At 62.5% G+C, this 19702-nt stretch carries 19 protein-coding genes and 1 riboswitch; of the genes, 13 read left to right on the top strand and 6 right to left on the bottom strand.

Annotation, left to right across the window (positions count from 1 at the left end; all coding sequences use genetic code 11):
• Nucleotides 1-3: 3 nt before the first annotated feature.
• Nucleotides 4-2085: an EAL domain-containing protein gene (locus tag JAB1_RS01410; RefSeq protein WP_070278268.1), complete on the bottom strand. Its 2082-nt coding sequence runs from the start codon at nt 2083-2085 to the stop codon at nt 4-6.
• 235 nt (nt 2086-2320) lie between these two features.
• Between JAB1_RS01410 and JAB1_RS01405 the strand changes: the two genes are divergently transcribed.
• The 12 genes from JAB1_RS01405 to JAB1_RS29350 all read left to right on the top strand — a co-directional run bounded on the left by JAB1_RS01405 (nt 2321) and on the right by JAB1_RS29350 (nt 13784).
• Entirely contained in the window at nt 2321-3061 is a 741-nt protein-coding gene (locus JAB1_RS01405) for a Crp/Fnr family transcriptional regulator (RefSeq protein ID WP_070278267.1), read from the top strand.
• A 44-nt stretch (nt 3062-3105) separates the two neighbouring features.
• Nucleotides 3106-5010, top strand: a complete 1905-nt coding sequence (locus tag JAB1_RS01400) for an ATP-binding protein (protein ID WP_240317681.1) — start codon at nt 3106-3108, stop codon at nt 5008-5010.
• Nucleotides 5011-5038: 28 nt separating this feature from the next.
• Nucleotides 5039-5845, top strand: coding sequence for a response regulator (locus JAB1_RS01395; RefSeq protein ID WP_070278265.1), 807 nt, complete (start codon nt 5039-5041; stop codon nt 5843-5845).
• A gap of 39 nt (nt 5846-5884) precedes the next feature.
• Nucleotides 5885-6139: a hypothetical protein gene (locus JAB1_RS01390; RefSeq protein WP_034784794.1), complete on the top strand. Its 255-nt coding sequence runs from the start codon at nt 5885-5887 to the stop codon at nt 6137-6139.
• 108 nt (nt 6140-6247) lie between these two features.
• Nucleotides 6248-6363: riboswitch (TPP riboswitch) on the top strand.
• Between the two features lie 79 nt (nt 6364-6442).
• Nucleotides 6443-8356 (top strand): phosphomethylpyrimidine synthase ThiC, encoded by a 1914-nt coding sequence (thiC, locus tag JAB1_RS01385; protein WP_034784795.1) that lies wholly within the window; start codon nt 6443-6445, stop codon nt 8354-8356.
• An 11-nt stretch (nt 8357-8367) separates the two neighbouring features.
• On the top strand, nt 8368-8580 hold the full coding sequence (thiS, locus tag JAB1_RS01380) for a sulfur carrier protein ThiS (RefSeq protein ID WP_175445000.1): 213 nt from the start codon (nt 8368-8370) through the stop codon (nt 8578-8580).
• 25 nt (nt 8581-8605) lie between these two features.
• Nucleotides 8606-9400 carry a thiazole synthase gene (locus tag JAB1_RS01375; RefSeq protein WP_070278263.1) on the top strand — a complete coding sequence of 265 codons (795 nt, stop codon included), beginning with the start codon at nt 8606-8608 and terminating at the stop codon, nt 9398-9400.
• Nucleotides 9397-10164, top strand: coding sequence for a hydroxymethylpyrimidine/phosphomethylpyrimidine kinase (locus JAB1_RS01370; protein WP_254671935.1), 768 nt, complete (start codon nt 9397-9399; stop codon nt 10162-10164). The genes JAB1_RS01375 and JAB1_RS01370 overlap by 4 nt, the downstream gene beginning before the upstream one ends.
• A 10-nt stretch (nt 10165-10174) precedes the next feature.
• A complete protein-coding gene (thiE, locus tag JAB1_RS01365) occupies nt 10175-10798 on the top strand; it encodes a thiamine phosphate synthase (RefSeq protein ID WP_070278258.1) in 624 nt (207 codons plus the stop codon).
• A gap of 79 nt (nt 10799-10877) precedes the next feature.
• On the top strand, nt 10878-11510 hold the full coding sequence (locus JAB1_RS01360; protein WP_034749164.1) for a response regulator: 633 nt from the start codon (nt 10878-10880) through the stop codon (nt 11508-11510).
• 113 nt (nt 11511-11623) lie between these two features.
• Complete coding sequence (locus tag JAB1_RS01355; RefSeq protein WP_034749160.1) at nt 11624-12730, top strand: S-(hydroxymethyl)glutathione dehydrogenase/class III alcohol dehydrogenase; 1107 nt, start codon at nt 11624-11626, stop codon at nt 12728-12730.
• 199 nt (nt 12731-12929) lie between these two features.
• Nucleotides 12930-13784, top strand: coding sequence for a hypothetical protein (locus JAB1_RS29350; RefSeq protein ID WP_139144406.1), 855 nt, complete (start codon nt 12930-12932; stop codon nt 13782-13784).
• Nucleotides 13785-13797: 13 nt separating this feature from the next.
• Here the strand turns inward: JAB1_RS29350 and JAB1_RS01345 are convergent, their stop codons facing one another.
• Together JAB1_RS01345 and JAB1_RS01340 are read right to left on the bottom strand one after the other, a co-directional pair.
• A complete protein-coding gene (locus tag JAB1_RS01345; protein WP_070278254.1) occupies nt 13798-14322 on the bottom strand; it encodes a GNAT family N-acetyltransferase in 525 nt (174 codons plus the stop codon).
• Nucleotides 14319-14594 carry a hypothetical protein gene (locus JAB1_RS01340; protein WP_070278252.1) on the bottom strand — a complete coding sequence of 92 codons (276 nt, stop codon included), beginning with the start codon at nt 14592-14594 and terminating at the stop codon, nt 14319-14321. The genes JAB1_RS01345 and JAB1_RS01340 overlap by 4 nt, the downstream gene beginning before the upstream one ends.
• 114 nt (nt 14595-14708) lie before the next feature.
• Between JAB1_RS01340 and JAB1_RS01335 the strand changes: the two genes are divergently transcribed.
• Nucleotides 14709-17018, top strand: coding sequence for a UvrD-helicase domain-containing protein (locus JAB1_RS01335; protein ID WP_070278250.1), 2310 nt, complete (start codon nt 14709-14711; stop codon nt 17016-17018).
• 174 nt (nt 17019-17192) lie between these two features.
• On the opposite strand, the gene JAB1_RS01330 is transcribed toward JAB1_RS01335, so the two are convergent.
• The 3 genes from JAB1_RS01330 to JAB1_RS01320 all read right to left on the bottom strand — a co-directional run bounded on the left by JAB1_RS01330 (nt 17193) and on the right by JAB1_RS01320 (nt 19422).
• Nucleotides 17193-17984, bottom strand: coding sequence for a BPSS1780 family membrane protein (locus JAB1_RS01330; RefSeq protein ID WP_034784808.1), 792 nt, complete (start codon nt 17982-17984; stop codon nt 17193-17195).
• A gap of 2 nt (nt 17985-17986) precedes the next feature.
• Nucleotides 17987-18943, bottom strand: coding sequence for a homoserine kinase (locus JAB1_RS01325; protein ID WP_070278248.1), 957 nt, complete (start codon nt 18941-18943; stop codon nt 17987-17989).
• Between the two features lie 83 nt (nt 18944-19026).
• The gene (locus tag JAB1_RS01320; protein WP_070278239.1) at nt 19027-19422 is read right to left on the bottom strand and encodes a hypothetical protein; all 396 of its coding nucleotides are present in this window, start codon (nt 19420-19422) and stop codon (nt 19027-19029) included.
• Between the last annotated feature and the right edge of the window lie 280 nt (nt 19423-19702).

The raw sequence follows: 19702 nt of genomic DNA, 5'->3' as shown, positions 1-19702 counted from the left end.
ACGCTAGGCGGGCAGCATGCTGCCTTCGTGCAGCAGCGCTTCGAAGGCGGGGGCGGCCAGGGGGCGGCTGAACAAATAGCCCTGCATCTGGTCGCAGCCTTGCTGGCGCAGGAAGGCCAGCTGCTGTTCCGTTTCCACACCTTCGGCGATGACTTTCAGGCGCAAGCTGTGCGCCAGCGAAATGATGGCGCGCACGATGGCGGCGTCGTCGTCGCTGTGCGTGATGTCGCTGACGAAGGTTTTGTCGATTTTCAGCACGTCGATAGGGAAGTGGCGTAGGTAGGCCAGGCTGGAATAGCCGGTGCCGAAGTCGTCGATGGACAATTGCACGCCCAGCGCCTTCAGGTTGGCCATGATGGCCGTGGCTTGCTCCACGTTATGCATGACCATGCTTTCCGTCAATTCCAGTTCCAGATGGGCCGCATCGAGGCCTGTCTCGGCCAGTGCCTGCGCCACCGCGTGCAGCAGATTCCTTTGCTTGAATTGTCGCGCCGACAGATTGACGGCCAGGCGTAGCGGGCCATGGCCGGCCAGTTGCCAGGCACGCGTCTGGGCGCACGCCGTGCGCAGCACCCAGTCGCCAATGGGGGTGATCAAGCCCATTTCCTCGGCCAGGCCGATGAAGCTGGCAGGTGGAATACGCCCCAGTTGCGGATGTTGCCAGCGCAGCAGCGCTTCCATGCCCACCACGGCGCCGCTGGCCAGGTCCAGCTGGGGCTGGTATTCAAGGTGGAATTGCCCGCGTTCCAGGGCGTGGCGCAACTCGCTCTCCAGCCCCAGGCGCTCCAGGGTGCCCGTATTCATGCCCGAGGCATAGAATTGCCAGTGGCCCCGTCCCTGTTCCTTGGCGCGGTACATGGCGATGTCGGCGTGCTTGATCAGGGTGTCGGCATCGTCGCCATCGTCGGGATACACGGCCACGCCCATGCAGCAGCTGAGAAAAAATTCATATTCGCCCAGTTGCAGCGGCTGCGCCACGGCGTCCTGGATGCGCTGCAGAATGGCCGCGCCCGGCTCGCCATTGCCATGCTGGGGCAGCAGCACGAATTCGTCGCCGCCCAGGCGTGCCACCGTGTCGACTTCGCGCGTGGCGTCGCGCAGGCGTTCGGCCACGCTTTTCAGCACCAGGTCGCCTGCATCATGGCCCAGGGTATCGTTGACGAATTTAAAGCGGTCGAGGTCGATGAAAACCACCCACAGGGGAAGGCCGCTGCGCCGCGTCACGGCCATCGCCTGCTCCAGCCGTTCGCGCAGCAGTGCCCGGTTGGCCAGGCCCGTCAGGATATCGTGCCTGGCCTGAAATTCCATTTCCTGTTCGAAACGCATGACGGTGCTGATGTCGTATTGCGCCACGACAAAGTGACTGAGCGCGCCATCGCCATCGTCGCGCACGGGCGCGACGAACAGCTCGCTCCAGTAGCTGCTGCCATCCTTGCGGAAATTGCGCACGATGGCCTTGCCTTCGCGCTGTTCGCGCAGGGCCGCCGTAATGGCGTGCATGTCTTGCCGCCCCTGCTCGGGACCTTGCAAGTCTTCCAGGCGCTGGCCGATGACTTCGCCGGCCGTATAGCCGGTGATGCGCTCGAAGGCGGGGTTGACGTATTCGATCAGGTAGCCCGGTGCGTCGGCGCTGCACAGGATGATGGCATTGGCCGACACTTCGATGATGCGTTCGCGCAGCCGCAGCGACTTTTCATTGTGCATGCGCGCGGCGATGTCTTCGGACAGGCGCAAATTGGCAAACTGCAGCGCCGCCGTGCGCTCGCCCGTGATGCGGGCAATCACGGAATTGCGCGACACCAGCTGATACACATACGCGGCCGCCAGCAGGCTCGACAGCACACCACCGAGCAGTACATACAGCGAGCCGCGATGGCTGGCGTCCAGGCCCATGCCTTTGGCCGGCAGCAGGGCGGCGCCCAAGGTGTGCCCGCTGGCGTGGTACTGCAGCAGCAGCCGGGTGCTTTCCGACTCGATCTGGCGTGCCGAGGCGTAGCACAGTGCCGTCAAACACAGCCCGAACGCCAGGGTGAGCAGGGCCGAGGTAGAAACAGAAATGGAGATGCGCTTGAAGAATGATTGCATGGTGGCCCCGTGGCAGCGCCGGTGCCGATCCATGATCAGGCAGGCCGGGCAGTGACTGACTGTAGGGCGGGCGGCGAAATGTCGTCCGTTCGCTACCGAACGGACGGGCATGCCGACAAGAAATATAGTCGGGTCACTGTGCAAGCGCTGTGTTACGCTGCACTACATGGCGCCCCTCGTTCGGACGTCTTTCAACTATCCCCTAGCTGACGACTGGAAAACAGGAAACCTGCCCATGTCGAGTCTGCATGCCCAGCTACACAACCCGAATCAAAACCATTTGCTCGCCGCCGTGCTCGACGCCGATTTCGCGCGCCTGGCCCCCCACCTGGAGCAAGTATCCATGTTGCTCGGTGACGTGATCTACGATTCGGGCGACAAGCTGCAGCATGTGTATTTCCCCACCACGGCCATCGTTTCCATTCACTACCTGCTGGAAAACGGCGGCTCGTCGGAAATTGCCGGCGTCGGCAATGAAGGCGTCGTGGGCGTGTCGCTGTTCATGGGCGGCAATTCGACGCCCAGCCGCGCCGTCGTGCAGACGGGCGGCGTCGGCTACCGGCTGAAGGCGCATTTGCTGATGGAAGAGTTCGACCGCGCCGGTCCCGTCATGCGCTTGCTGCTGCGCTATACGCAAGCGCTGATCACGCAAATGTCGCAAACGGCCGTCTGCAACCGCCACCATACGGTGGAGCAGCAGCTGTGCCGCTGGTTGCTGCTGACCATGGACCGCCTGCCGAACCGCGAGCTGACGATGACGCAGGAGTTGATTGCCAACATGCTGGGCGTACGCCGCGAAGGCGTGACGGAGGCGGCCGGGCGCCTGCAGGCGCGCGGCTTCATCAGTTACCGGCGCGGCCATATCTCCGTGCTGGACCGTGCCGGCCTCGAAGGCCATGTGTGCGAATGCTATGGCGTGGTCAAAAAGGAATTCACGCGCCTGTTGTCGGATGTGCGCCAGCGCCAGGCGCACTGAACACCGCATCTTTTTTTTATCGTTGTTACAGCTCAGGCTACCCCATGCAATCTGTTGAAAATATTCCCCCGCGCGCACCGTCGCGCTGGCCCATGGCGCTGGCGTTTTCATTCAGCGCCATCGTGCTGCTGGCCATCGGCCTGCTGGCCTGGCGCGCGCCGTTCGAGACGGCATGCGTCATCGACGCGCTGGTCTTCTTGCTGCTGATGCTGCTTGTCGCGCTGTATCGGCGCACTTTGGCGGCCAGCCTGCCGCGCCAGCTGCTGAAGGCGGGCGCCTTGCAGGATGCGATTTTCAACAGCGCCAATTTCTCGTGCATCGCCACCGATGCGCAGGGCGTGATCCAGATTTTCAACGTGGGCGCCGAACGCATGCTGGGCTATGAAGCGAGCGACGTGGTGGACAAGCTGACGCCGGCCGGTATTTCCGATGCGCAAGAAATCGTCGCGCGCGCGGCCGCCCTCAGTGCCGAACTCGACAGGGTCATCACGCCCGGCGTGGAAGCGCTCGTGTTCAAGGCCACGCGCGGCATCGAAGACATTTATGAACTGACCTACATCCGCAAGGATGGCAGCCGTTTCCCGGCCATCGTCTCCGTGACGGCCTTGCGCGACGTGCAGAACAAGGTCATCGGTTACTTGCTGATCGGCACGGACAATACGGCACGCAAGCAGGTCGAGGCGGAACAGGCGCTGCTGGACCAGCGCCTGCGCGAACAGCAGGCGTATACGCGCTCGCTGGTCGAGACCAACAATGCGGAGTTGAAGAAGGCGCGCCTGGTGGCGGAAAAGGCCAACCGCGCCAAGTCCGAATTCCTGTCGAGCATGAGCCACGAATTGCGCACGCCCCTGAATGCCGTGCTGGGCTTTGCGCAGCTGATGGCGTCCGACGTGCCGCCACCGAGCCCGCCGCAGCAGCGCTCGATCGAACAAATCCTCAAGGGCGGCTGGTATCTGTTACGCCTGATTAACGAGATCCTCGACCTGGCCATGATCGAATCGGGCAAGGTCACCTTGTCGCAGGAAGCCATGTCCCTGCTCGACGTGCTGCAGGATTGCCAGGCGATGATCGCGCCGCAGGCGGAAAAGCGCGGCATCCGCATGCACTTCCCCCGCTGCGGCCAGGCTTTCTATGTGCATGCGGACCGCACGCGCGTGAAACAGGTGATGGTCAACCTGCTGTCGAACGCCATCAAGTACAACCAGGGTGGCGGCACCGTTACCGTCGATTGCAGCCAGCGCGGCGCCAAGGTGCGGGTCAGCGTGCGCGACAGTGGCGTCGGCCTCGATGCGGGCCAGGTGGCACAGTTGTTCCAGCCCTTCAACCGCCTGGGACAGGAAAACAGCACGGAAGAGGGCACGGGCATCGGTCTCGTCGTCACCAAACAATTGATCGAATTGATGGGCGGCACCATCGGCGTCGACAGCACGGTGGGCGTGGGCACCACGTTCTGGTTCGAGCTCGCTTCGAGCAGCGCGCCGGCATTGGTGCTGGGCGATGGCGACGCGCTGCCGCAGGTGCAGGTGCCGCAGGAAAGCCAGCGCACCTTGCTGTACGTGGAAGACAATCCCGCCAACCTGGCGCTGGTGGAGCAACTGATCGCCCGCCGCAGCGATTTGAAGTTGCTCACAGCCATCGATGCGCACCTGGGCATCGACCTGGCGCGCACGTATCAGCCGGACGTGATCTTGATGGATATCAACCTGCCCGGCATCAGCGGCTTCGGCGCACTGCATATCCTGCACGACGACCCGCTCACCAGCCACATTCCCGTGATGGCCCTGTCGGCCAACGCCGTGCCACGCGACATCGAGAAAGGCCTGGAAGCGGGTTTCTTCCGCTATTTGACCAAGCCGATCAAGGTCGTCGAATTCATGGATGCGCTCGACGTGGCCCTGCACCATGCGGCCGCGCACGGCCTGGCCGACGACACTCACGCAGTACGCTAATTCAGCACTTAATTTTAGGAATACCGCCATGCTTCAAGCCACCGAGATCCTGAACGCCAGCATCCTCATCGTTGATGACCAGGAGGCCAACGTCATGCTGCTGGAACAGGTGCTGCGCAATGCCGGCTATACGCGCATCACCTCCACCATGGATCCGCAAGCCGTGCATGCGCTGCACCAGCAGCACCGTTACGACCTGATCCTGCTCGACTTGCAGATGCCGGAAATGGATGGCTTCGAGGTGATGGAAGGCTTGCGCGACATCGAGGCGGGCAGCTATCTGCCCGTGCTGGTGATCACGGCCCAGCCCGGCCACAAGCTGCGCGCGCTGCAAGCGGGCGCCAAGGATTTCGTCAGCAAGCCCTTCGACCTGGTGGAAGTGAAAACGCGCATCCACAACATGCTGGAAGTGCGCTTGCTGTACCAGAAGCTGGCCGAATACAACAAGTCGCTGGAACAGATGGTGGAAGCGCGCACGGCGGAGCTGCGCGAAAGCGAAGCGCGCTTCCAGCGCTTCACGGAACTGTCGTCCGACTGGTACTGGGAACAGGATGCGCAAGGCAATCTGACGCGCTTTTCCGGTCCCGTGGCCGAAATGCTGGGCATTGGCAGCGAGGAAGAGCCACAGCGCTGGAACGCCACCGAACGCGCGCTGCTCGACGCAAAAATTGCCGCACGCGAACCGTTCCTTGATTTTATCTACAGCCGCGTCAACCTCGACGGCAGCACGCAGTACCTGCAAGTGAGCGGCGAACCGATGTTCGACAATGGCAGCCGCTTCATTGGCTACCGCGGCATCGGCCTCGATGTCACGGAGCGCTTGCGCATCGCCTGATTTATACTTGCTGCCATCCACATCCACAAGGAAAGCATCATGGCTGACAAATCTCCCTCCTATTGGTTCCCCGCCAAGACCTATGGCTGGGGCTGGGGCTTGCCCATCACTTGGCAAGGCTGGCTGGTGTTCCTGGCCGCGCTGGCGCTGTTCGCCTGCGGCGCCTTCCTGTTTCCGCCGCAAACCATGCTGGTCGGCTACATCGTCTATGAAGTGGCCATCGTTGCCGTGCTCATTTTCATCTGCCAGCTGAAGGGCGAACCGACCAGCTGGCGCTGGGGCAAGAAGAAATAAGCGCGATGGCGTCTGTTGCAATGCAGCAGATGCGCAAAGACGACACCTGCAAGAAATCATCTGGCCACGCGGCGTGAACCGCGTATAATTGGCTCGCTGCCGCAAGGCGGCAAACGCTAGGGGTCCTGCCTTTCGCTGTGGAAACACGGTGCAAGCGCGGGTGAGAAATACCCTCCGAACCTGATCTGGATAATGCCAGCGAAGGGAAGCTTTAGGATGAACGCACCCCGCTTTTCCGCGTGCGCGCAGCCGAACCTCCTTAGCTGGCTCCAGGCTTAAAAATAGTCTAGCCAAGGAGCCAAAATGAACGCCAACCCGAAATTCCTCTCCGCCACCGCCACGGTCGACGAAGCCGCCATCGCGCCGCTGCCCAATTCGCGCAAGATCTACGTGCAAGGCAGCCGCCCCGACATCCGCGTGCCCATGCGCGAGATCAGCCAGTCCGACACGGAAGCGTCGTTCGGCGGCGAAAAGAATCCGCCGATCTACGTCTACGATACGTCCGGCCCCTACACGGACCCGGACGTGCAGATCGACATCCGCTCGGGCCTCGATACGCCGCGCCTGCCGTGGATCATGGAACGGGCCGACACGGAAGAATTGCCCGGCCCGACCTCTGACTACGGCATCGCCCGCCTGGCGGACCCGAAGCTGGCCGAGCTGCGTTTCAACTTGCACCGCAAGCCGCGCCGCGCCATTGCCGGCAAGAACGTGACGCAAATGCATTACGCGCGCCAAGGCATCATCACGCCGGAAATGGAATTCGTTGCCATCCGCGAAAACATGCGCCGGCAGGAATATTTGCGCGAGCTGAAAGCTTCCGGCCCCATGGGCGAGCGCCTGGCCGACCTGATGGGCCGCCAGCATCCTGGCCAGTCCTTCGGCGCCAGCATCCCGGCGGAAATCACGCCGGAATTCGTGCGCGAGGAAATCGCCCGTGGCCGCGCCATCATTCCCGCCAACATCAACCACCCGGAAGTGGAACCGATGATTATCGGCCGCAATTTCCTCGTGAAGATCAATGCGAATATCGGCAATTCCGCCGTCACCTCGTCGATTGGCGAGGAAGTGGAAAAGATGACCTGGGCCATCCGCTGGGGCGGCGACAATGTGATGGATCTGTCCACAGGTAAACATATCCACGAGACGCGCGAATGGATCGTGCGCAACAGCCCCGTCCCCATCGGCACCGTGCCCATCTACCAGGCGCTGGAAAAGGTCAATGGCAAGGCCGAAGATCTGACGTGGGAAATTTTCCGCGACACCCTGATCGAGCAGGCCGAGCAGGGCGTCGACTACTTCACCATCCACGCGGGCGTGCTGCTGCGCTATGTGCCGATGACGGCCAAGCGCTTGACGGGCATCGTCTCGCGCGGCGGCTCCATCATGGCGAAATGGTGTCTGGCGCACCACCAGGAATCGTTCCTGTACACGCATTTCGAAGAGATCTGCGAAATCATGAAGGCGTATGACGTGTCGTTCTCGCTGGGCGACGGCTTGCGTCCCGGTTCCATCTACGACGCCAACGACGAGGCGCAGCTGGGCGAATTGAAAACCCTGGGCGAACTGACGCAGGTTGCGTGGAAGCACGACGTGCAAGTGATGATCGAGGGGCCGGGCCATGTACCCATGCAATTGATCAAGGAAAACATGGACTTGCAGCTGGAGCAGTGCGGCGAAGCGCCGTTCTACACCCTGGGACCGTTGACGACGGATATCGCGCCCGGCTACGACCACATCACCTCGGGCATCGGCGCGGCCATGATCGGCTGGTATGGCACGGCCATGCTGTGCTATGTGACGCCGAAGGAACACCTGGGCCTGCCCAACAAGGCGGACGTCAAGGACGGCATCATCACGTACAAGATCGCGGCGCATGCGGCCGACCTGGCCAAGGGCCATCCGGGTGCGCAAATCCGCGACAACGCGCTGTCGAAAGCCCGCTTCGAATTCCGCTGGGACGACCAGTTCAACATCGGCCTGGACCCGGACAAGGCGCGCGAATTCCACGATGAAACCCTGCCCAAGGATTCGGCCAAGGTGGCGCATTTTTGCTCCATGTGCGGCCCCCATTTCTGCTCGATGAAGATCACGCAGGAGGTGCGCGAATACGCGGCCGGCATGGGTATCGCGGAAGACAAGGCGCTCAAGCAGGGCATGGAAATCAAGGCCATCGAATTCATCAAGAACGGCGCCGAGCTGTACCGCAAGGTCTGAAGGAGAGCGTGATGCCTGCATTGATATCCATCACGCTCAACGGGGCACCGCACCAGGTGCCGCCGGGGCAAACCCTCGATCAATTGATCGCCGCGCTGTCGCTGGAAAACCAGGCGCTGGCGCTGGCCGTCAACCGCAACGTCGTGCCGCGCAAAGCGTGGCCAGGGCAGGTCTTGCAGACGCAAGATCACGTGGAGATAGTACGCGCCATCGGCGGCGGTTAAGTTGAGAATAGACAAGGAAACGCACATGAACACCGCAACAAACAACGACCTGCTGACCATTGCGGGAAAACAATACCCATCGCGCCTGCTGGTGGGCAGCGGCAAGTACAAGGATTTGCCGCAGACGCGCGAAGCAACGGATGCGGCGGAAGCGCAGATCATCACGGTGGCGATCCGCAGGGTCAACATTGGCCAGGACCCGAACGCGCCCAGCCTGCTCGATTTCGTGCCACCGGACCAGTACACGATTTTGCCGAACACGGCCGGCTGCTACAACGCAAAAGATGCCGTGTACACCCTGCAACTGGCGCGCGAACTGCTGGGCGGGCGCAATCTGGTGAAGCTGGAAGTGCTGGGCGACGAAAAAACCTTGTTTCCGCACATGCCGGAAACCCTGCTCGCGGCCGAAGCGCTGGTCAAGGATGGCTTTGACGTGATGGTCTACTGCAGCGACGACCCCATCCAGGCGAAGATTCTGGAGGACATCGGCTGCGTGGCCGTCATGCCGCTGGCGTCGCTGATCGGCTCGGGCATGGGCATATTGAATCCGTGGAACTTGTCCTTGATCATCGATCAGGCGAAAGTACCCGTGCTGGTGGACGCAGGCGTGGGCACGGCGTCGGATGCGGCCATTGCCATGGAACTTGGCTGCGATGGTGTGCTGATGAATACAGCCATTGCCGCTGCGCGCGACCCCGTGCGCATGGCGCATGCCATGAAGCTGGCCGTGCGGGCCGGGCGCGAAGCATTCCTGGCGGGACGCATGCCGCGCAAATTCGCCGCTTCGCCATCGTCGCCGATGGCGGGCCGCCTGGCGTGAAGCCGGGGAGCCGGCCGACGGTGCTGGTGTTTGCCGGCGCCGATCCGTCCGGCGGCGCCGGCATCGCCGCCGATATCGTGGCGATTGCCGCGCAGGGCGCGCATGCCTTGCCCGTCATCACGGCGCTGACGGTGCAGGACAACGACCGCGTGTTTGCTGTCGAGCCTGTGGCCCCGGAATTGCTGCGCCGACAGGCGCAGGCGCTGATCGACAAGATCGCCATCGATGCCGTGAAGATCGGCATTCCCGGCAGCGCCGCGAATGCGGCCGTCATTGCGCAACTGATCGCGCAATTGCGGCTGGTCCGGCCGGATTTGCCTGTCGTGCTCGATCCCGTGCTGGCCAGCGGCCATGGCGACGTGCTCAGCCGGGACGACGCCGTGCTGGCGCTGGCGCCCTTGTTGCCGGTGACTACCGTCATCGTACCGAACGGGCCGGAAGCGGCGGCCCTGGGTGGCGAGAAAAACCTGCGCGCGCAAGGCTGCAAGAACGTGCTGGTGACGGGCGGCCATGGCGAAGGCGAGGTGATCGTCAACCGCTGGCACGATGGCGAGGACAGGGCGCGCGAGTGGCGCTGGCCGCGCCTGCCCGGCGAATTCCACGGCAGCGGCTGTACCCTGGCGTCCGCCATCGCGGCGCGCCTGGCACTGGGCCAAGCATTGCCCGAAGCGCTTGATGGCGCGCAAAGCTATTGCCATGGGGCCCTGGCCGGCGCGTATGCGGTTGCGCCAGGCCAACTGATGCCGCAACGATTCATTCAATAAGGAAAACATCATGCGTGGACTGTATCTGGTTACCCCGAACTGGGATGACACCGACCGCCTGCTCGATATCACGGAACAGGCTTTGCACGGTGGCGTGGCTCTGCTGCAATACCGCCACAAGAGCGCCGAGGCGGAACAGCGGCGCGAGCAGGCGGGCGCCTTGCTGGTCCTGGCCCGCAAATATGGCGTGCCTTTCATCATCAACGATTTTATCGAGCTGTGCGAAGAGCTCGACGCGGACGGCGTGCACGTGGGCGGCACGGATGCGTCCGTCGCGCAGGTGCGCGCGCGCCTGGGCAAGGAGAAGATCGTCGGCGCCTCGTGCTATGGCGACATGGCCCTGGCGCGGACGGCAGTCGCTGGCGGTGCCAGCTATGTCGCCTTCGGCGGCTTCTATCCCTCGCTGGTGAAAAAGTATCCGGTCACGACACCATTGGATATCGTGCTGCAGGCCAAGCGCGAGATCGCCTTGCCCTGCGTGGTGATCGGCGGCATGACGCCGGAGAACGCCGCGCCGCTGGTGGCGCGCGGCGCCGACATGGTGGCGGCCATCAGCAGTGTCTTTGGCAAAGAATACCAGGCGGACGATGTGAATATTGCGGTGCAGCAATTCAATCACTTGTTTGCGGCATGAGCATGCGGGTGCAGGGCTGGTTTGGGCGGATAATCGGCATATAATAAGAGCATCATTCATTACCGAGGTCCCTTTGCCCATGAGTCAGCCAGCCGCCGCGAAACGCCTTATCCTGATCGTTGACGATGACCAACTCCTGTTGGAATTCCTCGGCGAAGTCCTGCGCCATGCCGGCTACGAGACGGCCCTGGCCCATTCGGCCGAAGTGGCGCTGCAGCTGATCGCCCAGCGCGAGCCCGACCTGGCCTTGCTCGACATCCACATGCCGGGCATGTCCGGCCTGGAACTGGCCAAGCGCCTGCATGGCGAAACGGCCGTGCCGTTCATGTTCCTGTCCGGCAGCGGCGACAGCGAATCGGGCAAGCAGGCGGCCGCCTATGGCGCCGTCGGCTATGTCGTCAAACCCGTCGACGAAGGCCGCTTGATGCCCGCGTTTGAAGCGGGTCTGGCGCGCGCCGATGAAATCCGCCAGCTCCGGCGCACCGAACTGAACCTGAATGCGGCCCTGGCCGCCGGCCGCGAAACCAGCCTGGCTGTCGGTTTGCTGATGGGCAAGTTCCAGACGGACCGCAACACGGCGTTCGAAGTGCTGCGCGACCACGCCCGTTCCAGCCGCCGCAAGATCAATGAAATCGCCAGCCAGCTGCTGCTGGCCGAAGAAACCCTGAACGGCCTGCACGGCGCCTTTTTGAACCGGGCGAAAACCAAGTAAGTGTTTCAAGTAAGCGTTGCACCGGCGCCGGCGTGGCACGTCGGCGCCTGCCTTGTTATGATGTGGCGATACGGCGCGCTGGCGCGCCTGGTTCAACCATAGACAGGACACACATGAAAACCAAAGCAGCGATTGCATGGAAGGCGGGCGCTCCGCTGACGATCGAAGAAGTCGACCTGGCCGGCCCGCGCGAGGGCGAAGTACTGGTCGAGATCAAGGCCACCGGCATTTGCCACACCGATTACTACACCCTGTCGGGCGCCGATCCGGAAGGCATCTTCCCGTCCATCCTTGGCCATGAAGGCGCCGGCATCGTCGTCGATGTGGGCCCGGGCGTGAAAAGCCTGAAGAAGGATGACCACGTCATTCCCCTGTACACGCCGGAATGCCGCCAGTGCAAATTCTGCCTGTCGCAAAAAACCAACCTGTGCCAGTCGATCCGCTCGACCCAGGGCCGCGGCCTGATGCCGGACGCGACTTCGCGCTTTTCCATCGACGGCAAGCCCATCTTCCATTACATGGGCACATCCACCTTCTCGAACTACATCGTCGTGCCGGAAATCGCCCTGGCGAAGATCCGCGAAGATGCGCCATTCGACAAAGTCTGCTACATCGGCTGCGGCGTGACGACGGGCGTGGGCGCCGTGTTGTTTACGGCCAAGGTGGAAGCGGGCGCCAATGTGGTCGTGTTCGGCCTGGGCGGCATCGGCCTGAACGTGATCCAGGCGGCCAAGATGGTTGGCGCCGACAAGATCATCGGCGTGGACATCAACCCGGCGCGCCAGGCCATCGCGCGCAAGTTCGGCATGACGCATTTCGTCAACGCCAACGAGGTGGAAAACGTTGTCGACACCATCGTGCAGCTGACGGACGGCGGCGCCGACTATTCGTTTGAATGCATCGGCAACACCACCACCATGCGCCAGTCGCTCGAGTGCTGCCACAAGGGCTGGGGCCAGTCCATCATCATTGGCGTGGCGGCGGCCGGCCAGGAAATTTCCACCCGTCCATTCCAGCTGGTGACAGGACGCGTGTGGAAAGGTTCCGCCTTCGGCGGCGCGCGCGGCCGCACGGACGTGCCGAAGATCGTCGACTGGTATATGGAAGGCAAGCTCAATATCGATGATTTGATCACACACAGGCTGAAGCTCGATGATATTAATCAAGGTTTCGACTTGATGAAGAGCGGTGAATCGATCCGCTCCGTCGTGCTGTATTAATTAATTGAAATTTAATTGAAATACGCCGTACCACGGCGTTTTTGCGGAGGCTGCGGCCTCCGTTTTTTTTGCCCGGATGCCATCCATCGCCGGTGTTTGCCATTCAGTCAGGTCTTTTTGCAGCCTGTCGCAGCGCGCTGGAGGCCAGATTCGGTTGCCGCTACAGTCAACGCTCCACTACTTTTGCGACGAGGCAGCCATGTCCACTTCCCACCGTTTGATCCTCAGCCTGGCCGGTATCCTGCTTGGCGGCAGCGCGCTGGCCGTGCAGCCGCCGCAACCGCCCGCGCCGCCGGCCGCACCAGCCGCGCCCAGCGTGCAGGTCAGCCGCTCGCTCGACAAGGGCGAAAGCTATGCGCTGGTCGATGGCACGAGGGATGGCGAGGGCGTCATCGTTGTCGACAGCGATATTCATTCGCAGCAGGTGGAAAAGCTCAAGCGCTCGATCAAGGGCCCCTTCCTGTGGTTCCGCGACCAGGGGCAGGCCTATGTGCTGCAGGATGCGGCCTTGCTGGGCAAGGTGCGTACGGCATGGCTGCCCTCGAAACAGCTGGGCAAGGAGATGAGCGCGCTTGGCGATCAAATGGGCGCGCACGGCAAGGCCATGGGTGACATGGGCCGCAAGATGGGCGCCCGCAGCCTGGAAAAGGGCAGCGCGCGCGAGTCGGAACAGCTGCGCGCGCTGGGCCGCCAGCAGCAGGAGCTGGGCCGCAAGCTCGGCGACGCCTCGCGCCGCCAGGCGCTGGCAACGAGCGGCACGGCGCGCCGCGCGGCCGAGCGCGACGTGGAACGCCTGCAGCAGCAGATGGAAGATGCGCAGGAAGAAATGGAAGAGATCAACGACCGCATCGCCGACGTGCACGAGCGCGAGGCCGAGAAAATGGAGCAGATGTCGCGCCAGATGGAGCAGCGCAGCAAGCCGATGGAAGCGCTGGGCAAGCAAATGGACGACCTGGGCCGCCAGCAGGAAAAAGTCGTCAAGATCGCCGACAAGACCACGCGCCAGGTGATCGCCCAGGCGCTCAGCGAAGGCAAGGCAAAGCTGGTGCGCTGAATGTTGTGCTGAATCAGCGGGCCAGTGGCTTGCGCATCAGGCAGCGCAGCGCCGGATCGTGCCCGTCCTGCGCTTCGCGCGCCAGCTTGAGCGCGTGACCCGCGCCCAGCGCCGCAGCCTCGATTGCGCTGAAACCGTGGCGCGCATAGTAGGGCGCGTTCCATGGCAGGTGGCGATACGTGCTCAGTGTCAGGCATGCGCAGCCCAGCGCCTGTGCATGGGCCGCCGCCGCGTCGAGCAATCGTGCGCCCAGGCCCTGCCGTTGATGCGGCAGGGCAACGGACAATTCCACGATGAACCACTGGCCGTCGAGCGGCTGGGCGGCCAGGAAACCCGATGGCCGGTCCTGGCCATCGGCGGCCACCCATACGCCGCCATGCTGCCGCAGCATCTGCAAGGTGCTCAGTGGCAAGGGTTCTCCCTGCGCCAGCCACGCCAGTTCGGGGCCTGCCTGGGCAAACAGGGCTGCGGCGCTGCGCTCGACCTGGGCCAGCAGGGGCAGGTCGGCACCGGTGGCTGCGCGGATGGCGTAGCTCACGGTGTGTTCCACACGGCGGCCACGGCGCGGTATTGCGCCGGCAGCTGCTCCCTGGCGTCGTCCTCGCTGGCATACACCTCATCCTGTACCGTTTCCCAGTGCGCGTCGCAGCTGAAACGGTAGACTTGCGCCTCGTCCCCGTAGCGGCACACGGCTAGACCGTGGATGGCGATGGGGGCGGCGCCGTCTTCATTGGTGACGTGGCCGAAGGGCAGGCCGGACCAGGCCCAGGCCAGTACGCGGGCGCCGTCGAGGTGGCTGGGAGGTGTCATGGGCATGTTTTCGTCAGCTGTGCAGTGATGCCGATTGTAGCGCGCACGCGGCGAATGCGGCGCGACCGCTGGACAAATGCACAGTATTTTTAGCCATGCCGGTATAATCACGGCATGCAAAATCTTCTTCACAACCTCAATCCCGAACAATTGGCTGCCGTCACCTTGCCGGCGCAGCATGCGCTGATCCTGGCAGGCGCCGGTTCGGGCAAGACCCGCGTGCTGACCACCCGCATCGCGTGGCTGATCCAGACCCAGCAGGTATCGCCGCCCGGCATCCTGGCCGTGACGTTTACCAATAAAGCCGCCAAGGAAATGCTCACGCGCCTGTCGGCCATGCTGCCGATCAACACGCGCGGCATGTGGATCGGCACCTTCCACGGCCTGTGCAACCGCTTGCTGCGCACGCACTACCGGGACGCGGCCTTGCCGCAGACGTTCCAGATCCTCGATTCCCAGGATCAATTGTCGGTGATCAAGCGTTTGTTGAAGGCAAACAATATCGATGATGAAAAATTCCCGCCGAAGACGGTGATGTATTTCATCAACAATGCCAAGGACCAGGGTTTGCGCGCCACGGACGTGGAAGCGTACGACGCGCACGAGCGCAAGATGGTCGAGCTGTATCAGCTGTACGACGACCAGTGCCAGCGCGAAGGCGTCGTCGATTTCGCGGAATTGCTGTTGCGCACGTATGAATTGCTGAGCCGTAACCAGCCTCTGCGTGAACACTACCAGGCCCGTTTCCGCCATATCCTCGTGGACGAGTTCCAGGATACGAATAATCTGCAATACAACTGGCTCAAATTGCTGGCCGGTCACGGCAGCCGCGATGGCGGCGCCCTGTTTGCCGTCGGCGACGATGACCAGAGCATCTATGCGTTCCGCGGCGCCAACGTGGGCAACATGAGCGCCTTCGAGCACGAGTTCCAGGTCAAGAACTTGATCAAGCTGGAGCAGAACTACCGCTCGCACGGCCACATCCTCGACAGTGCCAACGTATTGATCGCGAACAATAGCAAGCGCCTGGGCAAGAATCTGCGCACGGACGCGGGCCATGGCGAGCAGGTGCGCGTGTATGAAGCCAGTTCCGATCTGCAGGAAGCGCAGTGGATCATCGAAGAGGCGAAAAGCCTGATCGCCGATGGCGCTTCGCGCAGCGAAATCGCCATCTTGTACCGCTCGAATGCGCAGTCGCGCGTGATCGAGCATGCGCTGTTCTCGGCCGCGATTCCGTATCACGTGTATGGCGGCCAGCGCTATTTCCAGCGCGCCGAGGTCAAGCACGCGATTGCCTATTTGCAATTGATGGACAATCCGCACAACGATTCGGCCTTCTTGCGCGTGGTCAATTTCCCCACGCGCGGCATCGGCATGCGCTCGATCGAGCAATTGCAGGCCGCGTCGGAACAGTACGGCATTTCGCTGTATGCATCCGTGCCGTACGTGGCGGGCAAGGCGGGCAGCGTGCTGGCCGGTTTCGTCAAGCTGATCGAGGGCGTGCGTTTCGAAACGCAGCAATTGTCCTTGCCGGAAATGGTCAGAGTGGTGCTGGAAGCGAGTACCTTGCTGCAACACTATCAAAATGAAAAAGAGGGCGCCGACCGCATCGAGAACTTGGAGCAGATGGTCAGCGCGGCCAGCCAGTTCATTTCCGAGGAAGGTTTCGGCCAGGGCGCACCGGCCCACCTGGGCCCTGCCGCCCAGGCGCAATCGGGCGCACCCGTCGTCAACCAGGATGGCATCGAAATTCTCGATGCCGACGCGCCGCTGCCGGCCGTGATGTCGCCGCTGTCCGCCTTCCTGTCGCACGCGTCGCTGGAAGCGGGCGACAACCAGGCGCAGGCGGGCCAGGATGCGCTGCAGATGATGACCGTGCACTCGGCCAAGGGTCTGGAATTCGACAACGTGTTCATTACCGGCCTGGAAGAGGGCTTGTTCCCGCACGAAAGCAGCTCGAAGGAAGACAACGGCGTGGAAGAGGAACGCCGGCTGATGTACGTGGCCATCACGCGCGCGCGCAAGCGCTTATATATGAGCTTTTCGCAGACGCGCATGCTGCACGGCCAGACGCGCTACAACATGAAGTCGCGCTTCTTCGACGAATTGCCGGAAGAATCCTTGAAATGGCTGTCGCCGAAGGTGCAGGCGAACTGGTTCGGCAACCGCAAGTCGGCCTGGGACGAGGCGCCCAAGGTGGCCAGCCTGGGTTCGGACAATGCGATTGCACAAAAGATCGCGCAAAAAGCCACGGGCGGCGGCTGGCGCATCGGCGAATCCGTGGCGCACGCCAAGTTCGGCGAAGGCGTGATCGTCAATATCGAAGGCGGTGGCGGCAATGCGCGCGCGCAAATCAATTTTGGACAGCACGGCATGAAGGTGCTGGACCTGGGTATCGCGAAACTGGAACGCCTGGGGCGGTAATGGACGTAGGTCGGATTAGCGGCGGAACGCCGCGTAATCCGACGCTGCGAGGCCAGCAATGGTGTCGGATGACGCCTTCGGCTAATCCGACCTGTGTGTGGCATTGCAAGGCATTCGGCAAATAAAAAAAAGGGCAGCCTGCACAGGCTGCCCTTTTCTTATGCGGCGTAGCAATCAGTCGTTCGGCTTATCCAGCGACACCGTCTTGCTCTCATCGACGGGCAAGCCGAAGATCTGGCGGTAGGCGGCGTAGAACGAGCAATGCATGATGATGGTCAAGATCATCGACAGCGGCATCATCAGCTGCATCATCAGCGGCGTGCGGCCAAAGATGACGGCCAGCAATTGGCTGGTGACGACGCTGATGGCGAACCAGGTGGCGGCGAAGACGATGAAGGCCGACAGCGAACGCCAGACGGCGAAAAAGCTGAAGAACAGCGCCTTGCCCAGCCCGGTTTGTTTCCAGTAGATCAGCGGTGCGGCAAAGCAGAAGGCCATGGCGGCCGGCACGTACAGCACGATGGCCAGCAGGATGCCGAGGCCCAGGCGCGATTCGGGGATGGCGGTGCGCGCCGCTTCTTCCGTCAATTGCCCGGTGACCAGTTGCCACAGCAAGCCGTCGTCCACCAAAGTCGAGGCGCCGATGGCCACGATGGCCATCAGGATGTACAGCACGCCCAGGCCGAACAGGGAAGGAAACGCGGGCTTGCGGAAGCCCGAGATCAGCAAACTGGGCAAGACGCGCTTGCCCTGGTCGATGTTCAGGCAGCCTTGCACGAAGGCGACGGAAAAGACGGGCACGAGGATGACGGGCAGCATCTGGCCGAGCACGGGCACGATGCTGACGGCCAGCATGCAGAACATATAGCCGAGAAACAGCATCGACATGCCGCCAGGTTGCTTGCGAAACAGGGCGAAGCCTTGTTTCACCCATTGCCAACCTGTACTTGCAGGTAATTTTTCCATGTTTAAAACAGTTCCGGAGCAGGTGTGGCGATACGTTCGCGCAGAATGCGTTCGAAATGCGTGGGATCGTGCGGGGTCAGCATTTCCGCTTCGCGCGGCTGGTAATAATCGTACAGGCGCGACAGCCAGAAGCGCAGCGCGGCGGCGCGCAGCATCGGTTGCCATGCCGTTTGTTCTTCGTGCGTAAACGGGCGCACGGCCTGGTAGGCGTCGAGTAGGGCGCGCACTCGCACCGTGTCGAGCACGCCCGTGTCCAGGTCCACGCACCAGTCGTTGACGGTGACGGCCACGTCGAACAGCCAGGTGTCGCAGCCGGCAAAGTAAAAGTCGAAAAAGCCTGTCAGTTGCTCGCCGTCAAACATGACGTTGTTGCGGAACAAGTCGGCATGCACGGGACCGCGCGGGATGGCTTTATACGTATCGCAGGCAGCAAAGGCGTCCTGGAAATGGATTTCCGCGCGCAACAGGTGCGCCTTGGCATCGTCGAGGTGGTGCAGGACGAGGGGCGTGGTGGTGTTCCACCAGTCCAGTCCCCGCAGATTCGGCTGTTGCAGGGGGAAGTCCTGCGCCGCCAGGTGCATCTTCGCCAGCATGGCTCCCACGGCCGCGCAATGCACGGCTTGCGGCGCCATCTGCGAGCTGCCGTCGAGTTTGCTGACGATGGCGGCCGGCTTGCCTTGCAGGGCCGTCACCAGTTCGCCGTCCGCATTGGCGATCGGCGCCGGCACCAGTACGCCCCGGTCCGCCAAATGGCGCATCAGTTGCAGATAAAACGGCAATTGCTCGAAGCTGAGGTTTTCAAAGATCGTCAGCACGTACTCGCCGCGCTCCGTGCTCAGGAAGAAATTGCTGTTTTCGATGCCGGACGCGATGCCCTTGAGCGCCAGAGGTTTGCCGAGTGGAAACTGCGTGATCCACTGGCCGATATCGTCCAGGTGTAGCGCGGTAAAAACTGCCATGGGAAAGAGAGGATTGGTCTAAAAGGTCAAAAAAAGCCGGCTGCCCCGCAGGTGGCCGGGGCAGGGCAGAAGAGAGTGGCTGCTTACTTCGCTGGTGCGGGCGGCGCTGGCGCGTCCGCGGCCTCTTCATCGCGTTGTTTCTGTTTCTTTTTGCCCAGGTCAAATTCCAGCACTTTCCATTGCGGACCGCGCAGGGCGCCGCTGTGGGCCTGGTCGCCGCCGGCGGCCGGCTTCATGTAATAGGTGCTGCCGCCGCTCGTCACTTTCACTTCGGACGTCACGCCCGCTTCGCGTTTCTCGGTAATCTGCTGCTTGGCCGCGGCCGGTGCCACGGTGATGGGCGCTTCGCCCATTTCCTCGATGCGTTCCAGTTGTGGCGGCGCGTCGCTCGGTTTGGCCGGCGTCTGGGCGCTGGCGATGGCCGAACATGCCAGCAGGGGCAGGGCGAGGAATGTCCAGAGTGTCGATGTACGCATCATGATGGGTTCGCTTCCATGTGAGGGACTGCAGCGCGTGCAGTGGTGTAATGCCGTCAGTTTATCTATAAGGCATTGTAACAAACTGGTAGGCAATGCTGCTTAATACGGCTGATTAATGCGCCGAAATGGCCCGCAGCGGCCGCCCGCGCGCCCGCATGGGGCTGCCGGGGTGATAAAAACGCCAGGAACGGCACGTGTTGCGGCCGGTGGCGTGGCCCTAAACTCTGCGATAATTGTGCGATATTCCGCCCGTCCGCCGCTGTTTCTTCCCGGCTGGCGC

This window comes from Janthinobacterium sp. MP5059B, from assembly GCF_001758645.1.
Lineage (GTDB): Bacteria > Pseudomonadota > Gammaproteobacteria > Burkholderiales > Burkholderiaceae_D > Janthinobacterium > Janthinobacterium lividum.
This window is presented reverse-complemented; position numbering and strand designations above follow the sequence as displayed.

Coding starts and splice junctions, on each gene's coding strand:
- JAB1_RS01320 (WP_070278239.1), bottom strand. CDS start 19,422: ATGATGCGTACATCGACACTCTGGACATTCCTCGCCCTGCCCCTGCTG.
- JAB1_RS01395 (WP_070278265.1), top strand. CDS start 5,039: ATGCTTCAAGCCACCGAGATCCTGAACGCCAGCATCCTCATCGTTGAT.
- thiC (WP_034784795.1), top strand. CDS start 6,443: ATGAACGCCAACCCGAAATTCCTCTCCGCCACCGCCACGGTCGACGAA.
- thiS (WP_175445000.1), top strand. CDS start 8,368: ATGCCTGCATTGATATCCATCACGCTCAACGGGGCACCGCACCAGGTG.
- JAB1_RS01340 (WP_070278252.1), bottom strand. CDS start 14,594: ATGACACCTCCCAGCCACCTCGACGGCGCCCGCGTACTGGCCTGGGCC.
- JAB1_RS29350 (WP_139144406.1), top strand. CDS start 12,930: ATGTCCACTTCCCACCGTTTGATCCTCAGCCTGGCCGGTATCCTGCTT.
- JAB1_RS01355 (WP_034749160.1), top strand. CDS start 11,624: ATGAAAACCAAAGCAGCGATTGCATGGAAGGCGGGCGCTCCGCTGACG.
- JAB1_RS01335 (WP_070278250.1), top strand. CDS start 14,709: ATGCAAAATCTTCTTCACAACCTCAATCCCGAACAATTGGCTGCCGTC.
- JAB1_RS01400 (WP_240317681.1), top strand. CDS start 3,106: ATGCAATCTGTTGAAAATATTCCCCCGCGCGCACCGTCGCGCTGGCCC.
- JAB1_RS01405 (WP_070278267.1), top strand. CDS start 2,321: ATGTCGAGTCTGCATGCCCAGCTACACAACCCGAATCAAAACCATTTG.
- JAB1_RS01360 (WP_034749164.1), top strand. CDS start 10,878: ATGAGTCAGCCAGCCGCCGCGAAACGCCTTATCCTGATCGTTGACGAT.
- JAB1_RS01325 (WP_070278248.1), bottom strand. CDS start 18,943: ATGGCAGTTTTTACCGCGCTACACCTGGACGATATCGGCCAGTGGATC.
- JAB1_RS01390 (WP_034784794.1), top strand. CDS start 5,885: ATGGCTGACAAATCTCCCTCCTATTGGTTCCCCGCCAAGACCTATGGC.
- thiE (WP_070278258.1), top strand. CDS start 10,175: ATGCGTGGACTGTATCTGGTTACCCCGAACTGGGATGACACCGACCGC.
- JAB1_RS01330 (WP_034784808.1), bottom strand. CDS start 17,984: ATGGAAAAATTACCTGCAAGTACAGGTTGGCAATGGGTGAAACAAGGC.
- JAB1_RS01410 (WP_070278268.1), bottom strand. CDS start 2,085: ATGCAATCATTCTTCAAGCGCATCTCCATTTCTGTTTCTACCTCGGCC.
- JAB1_RS01375 (WP_070278263.1), top strand. CDS start 8,606: ATGAACACCGCAACAAACAACGACCTGCTGACCATTGCGGGAAAACAA.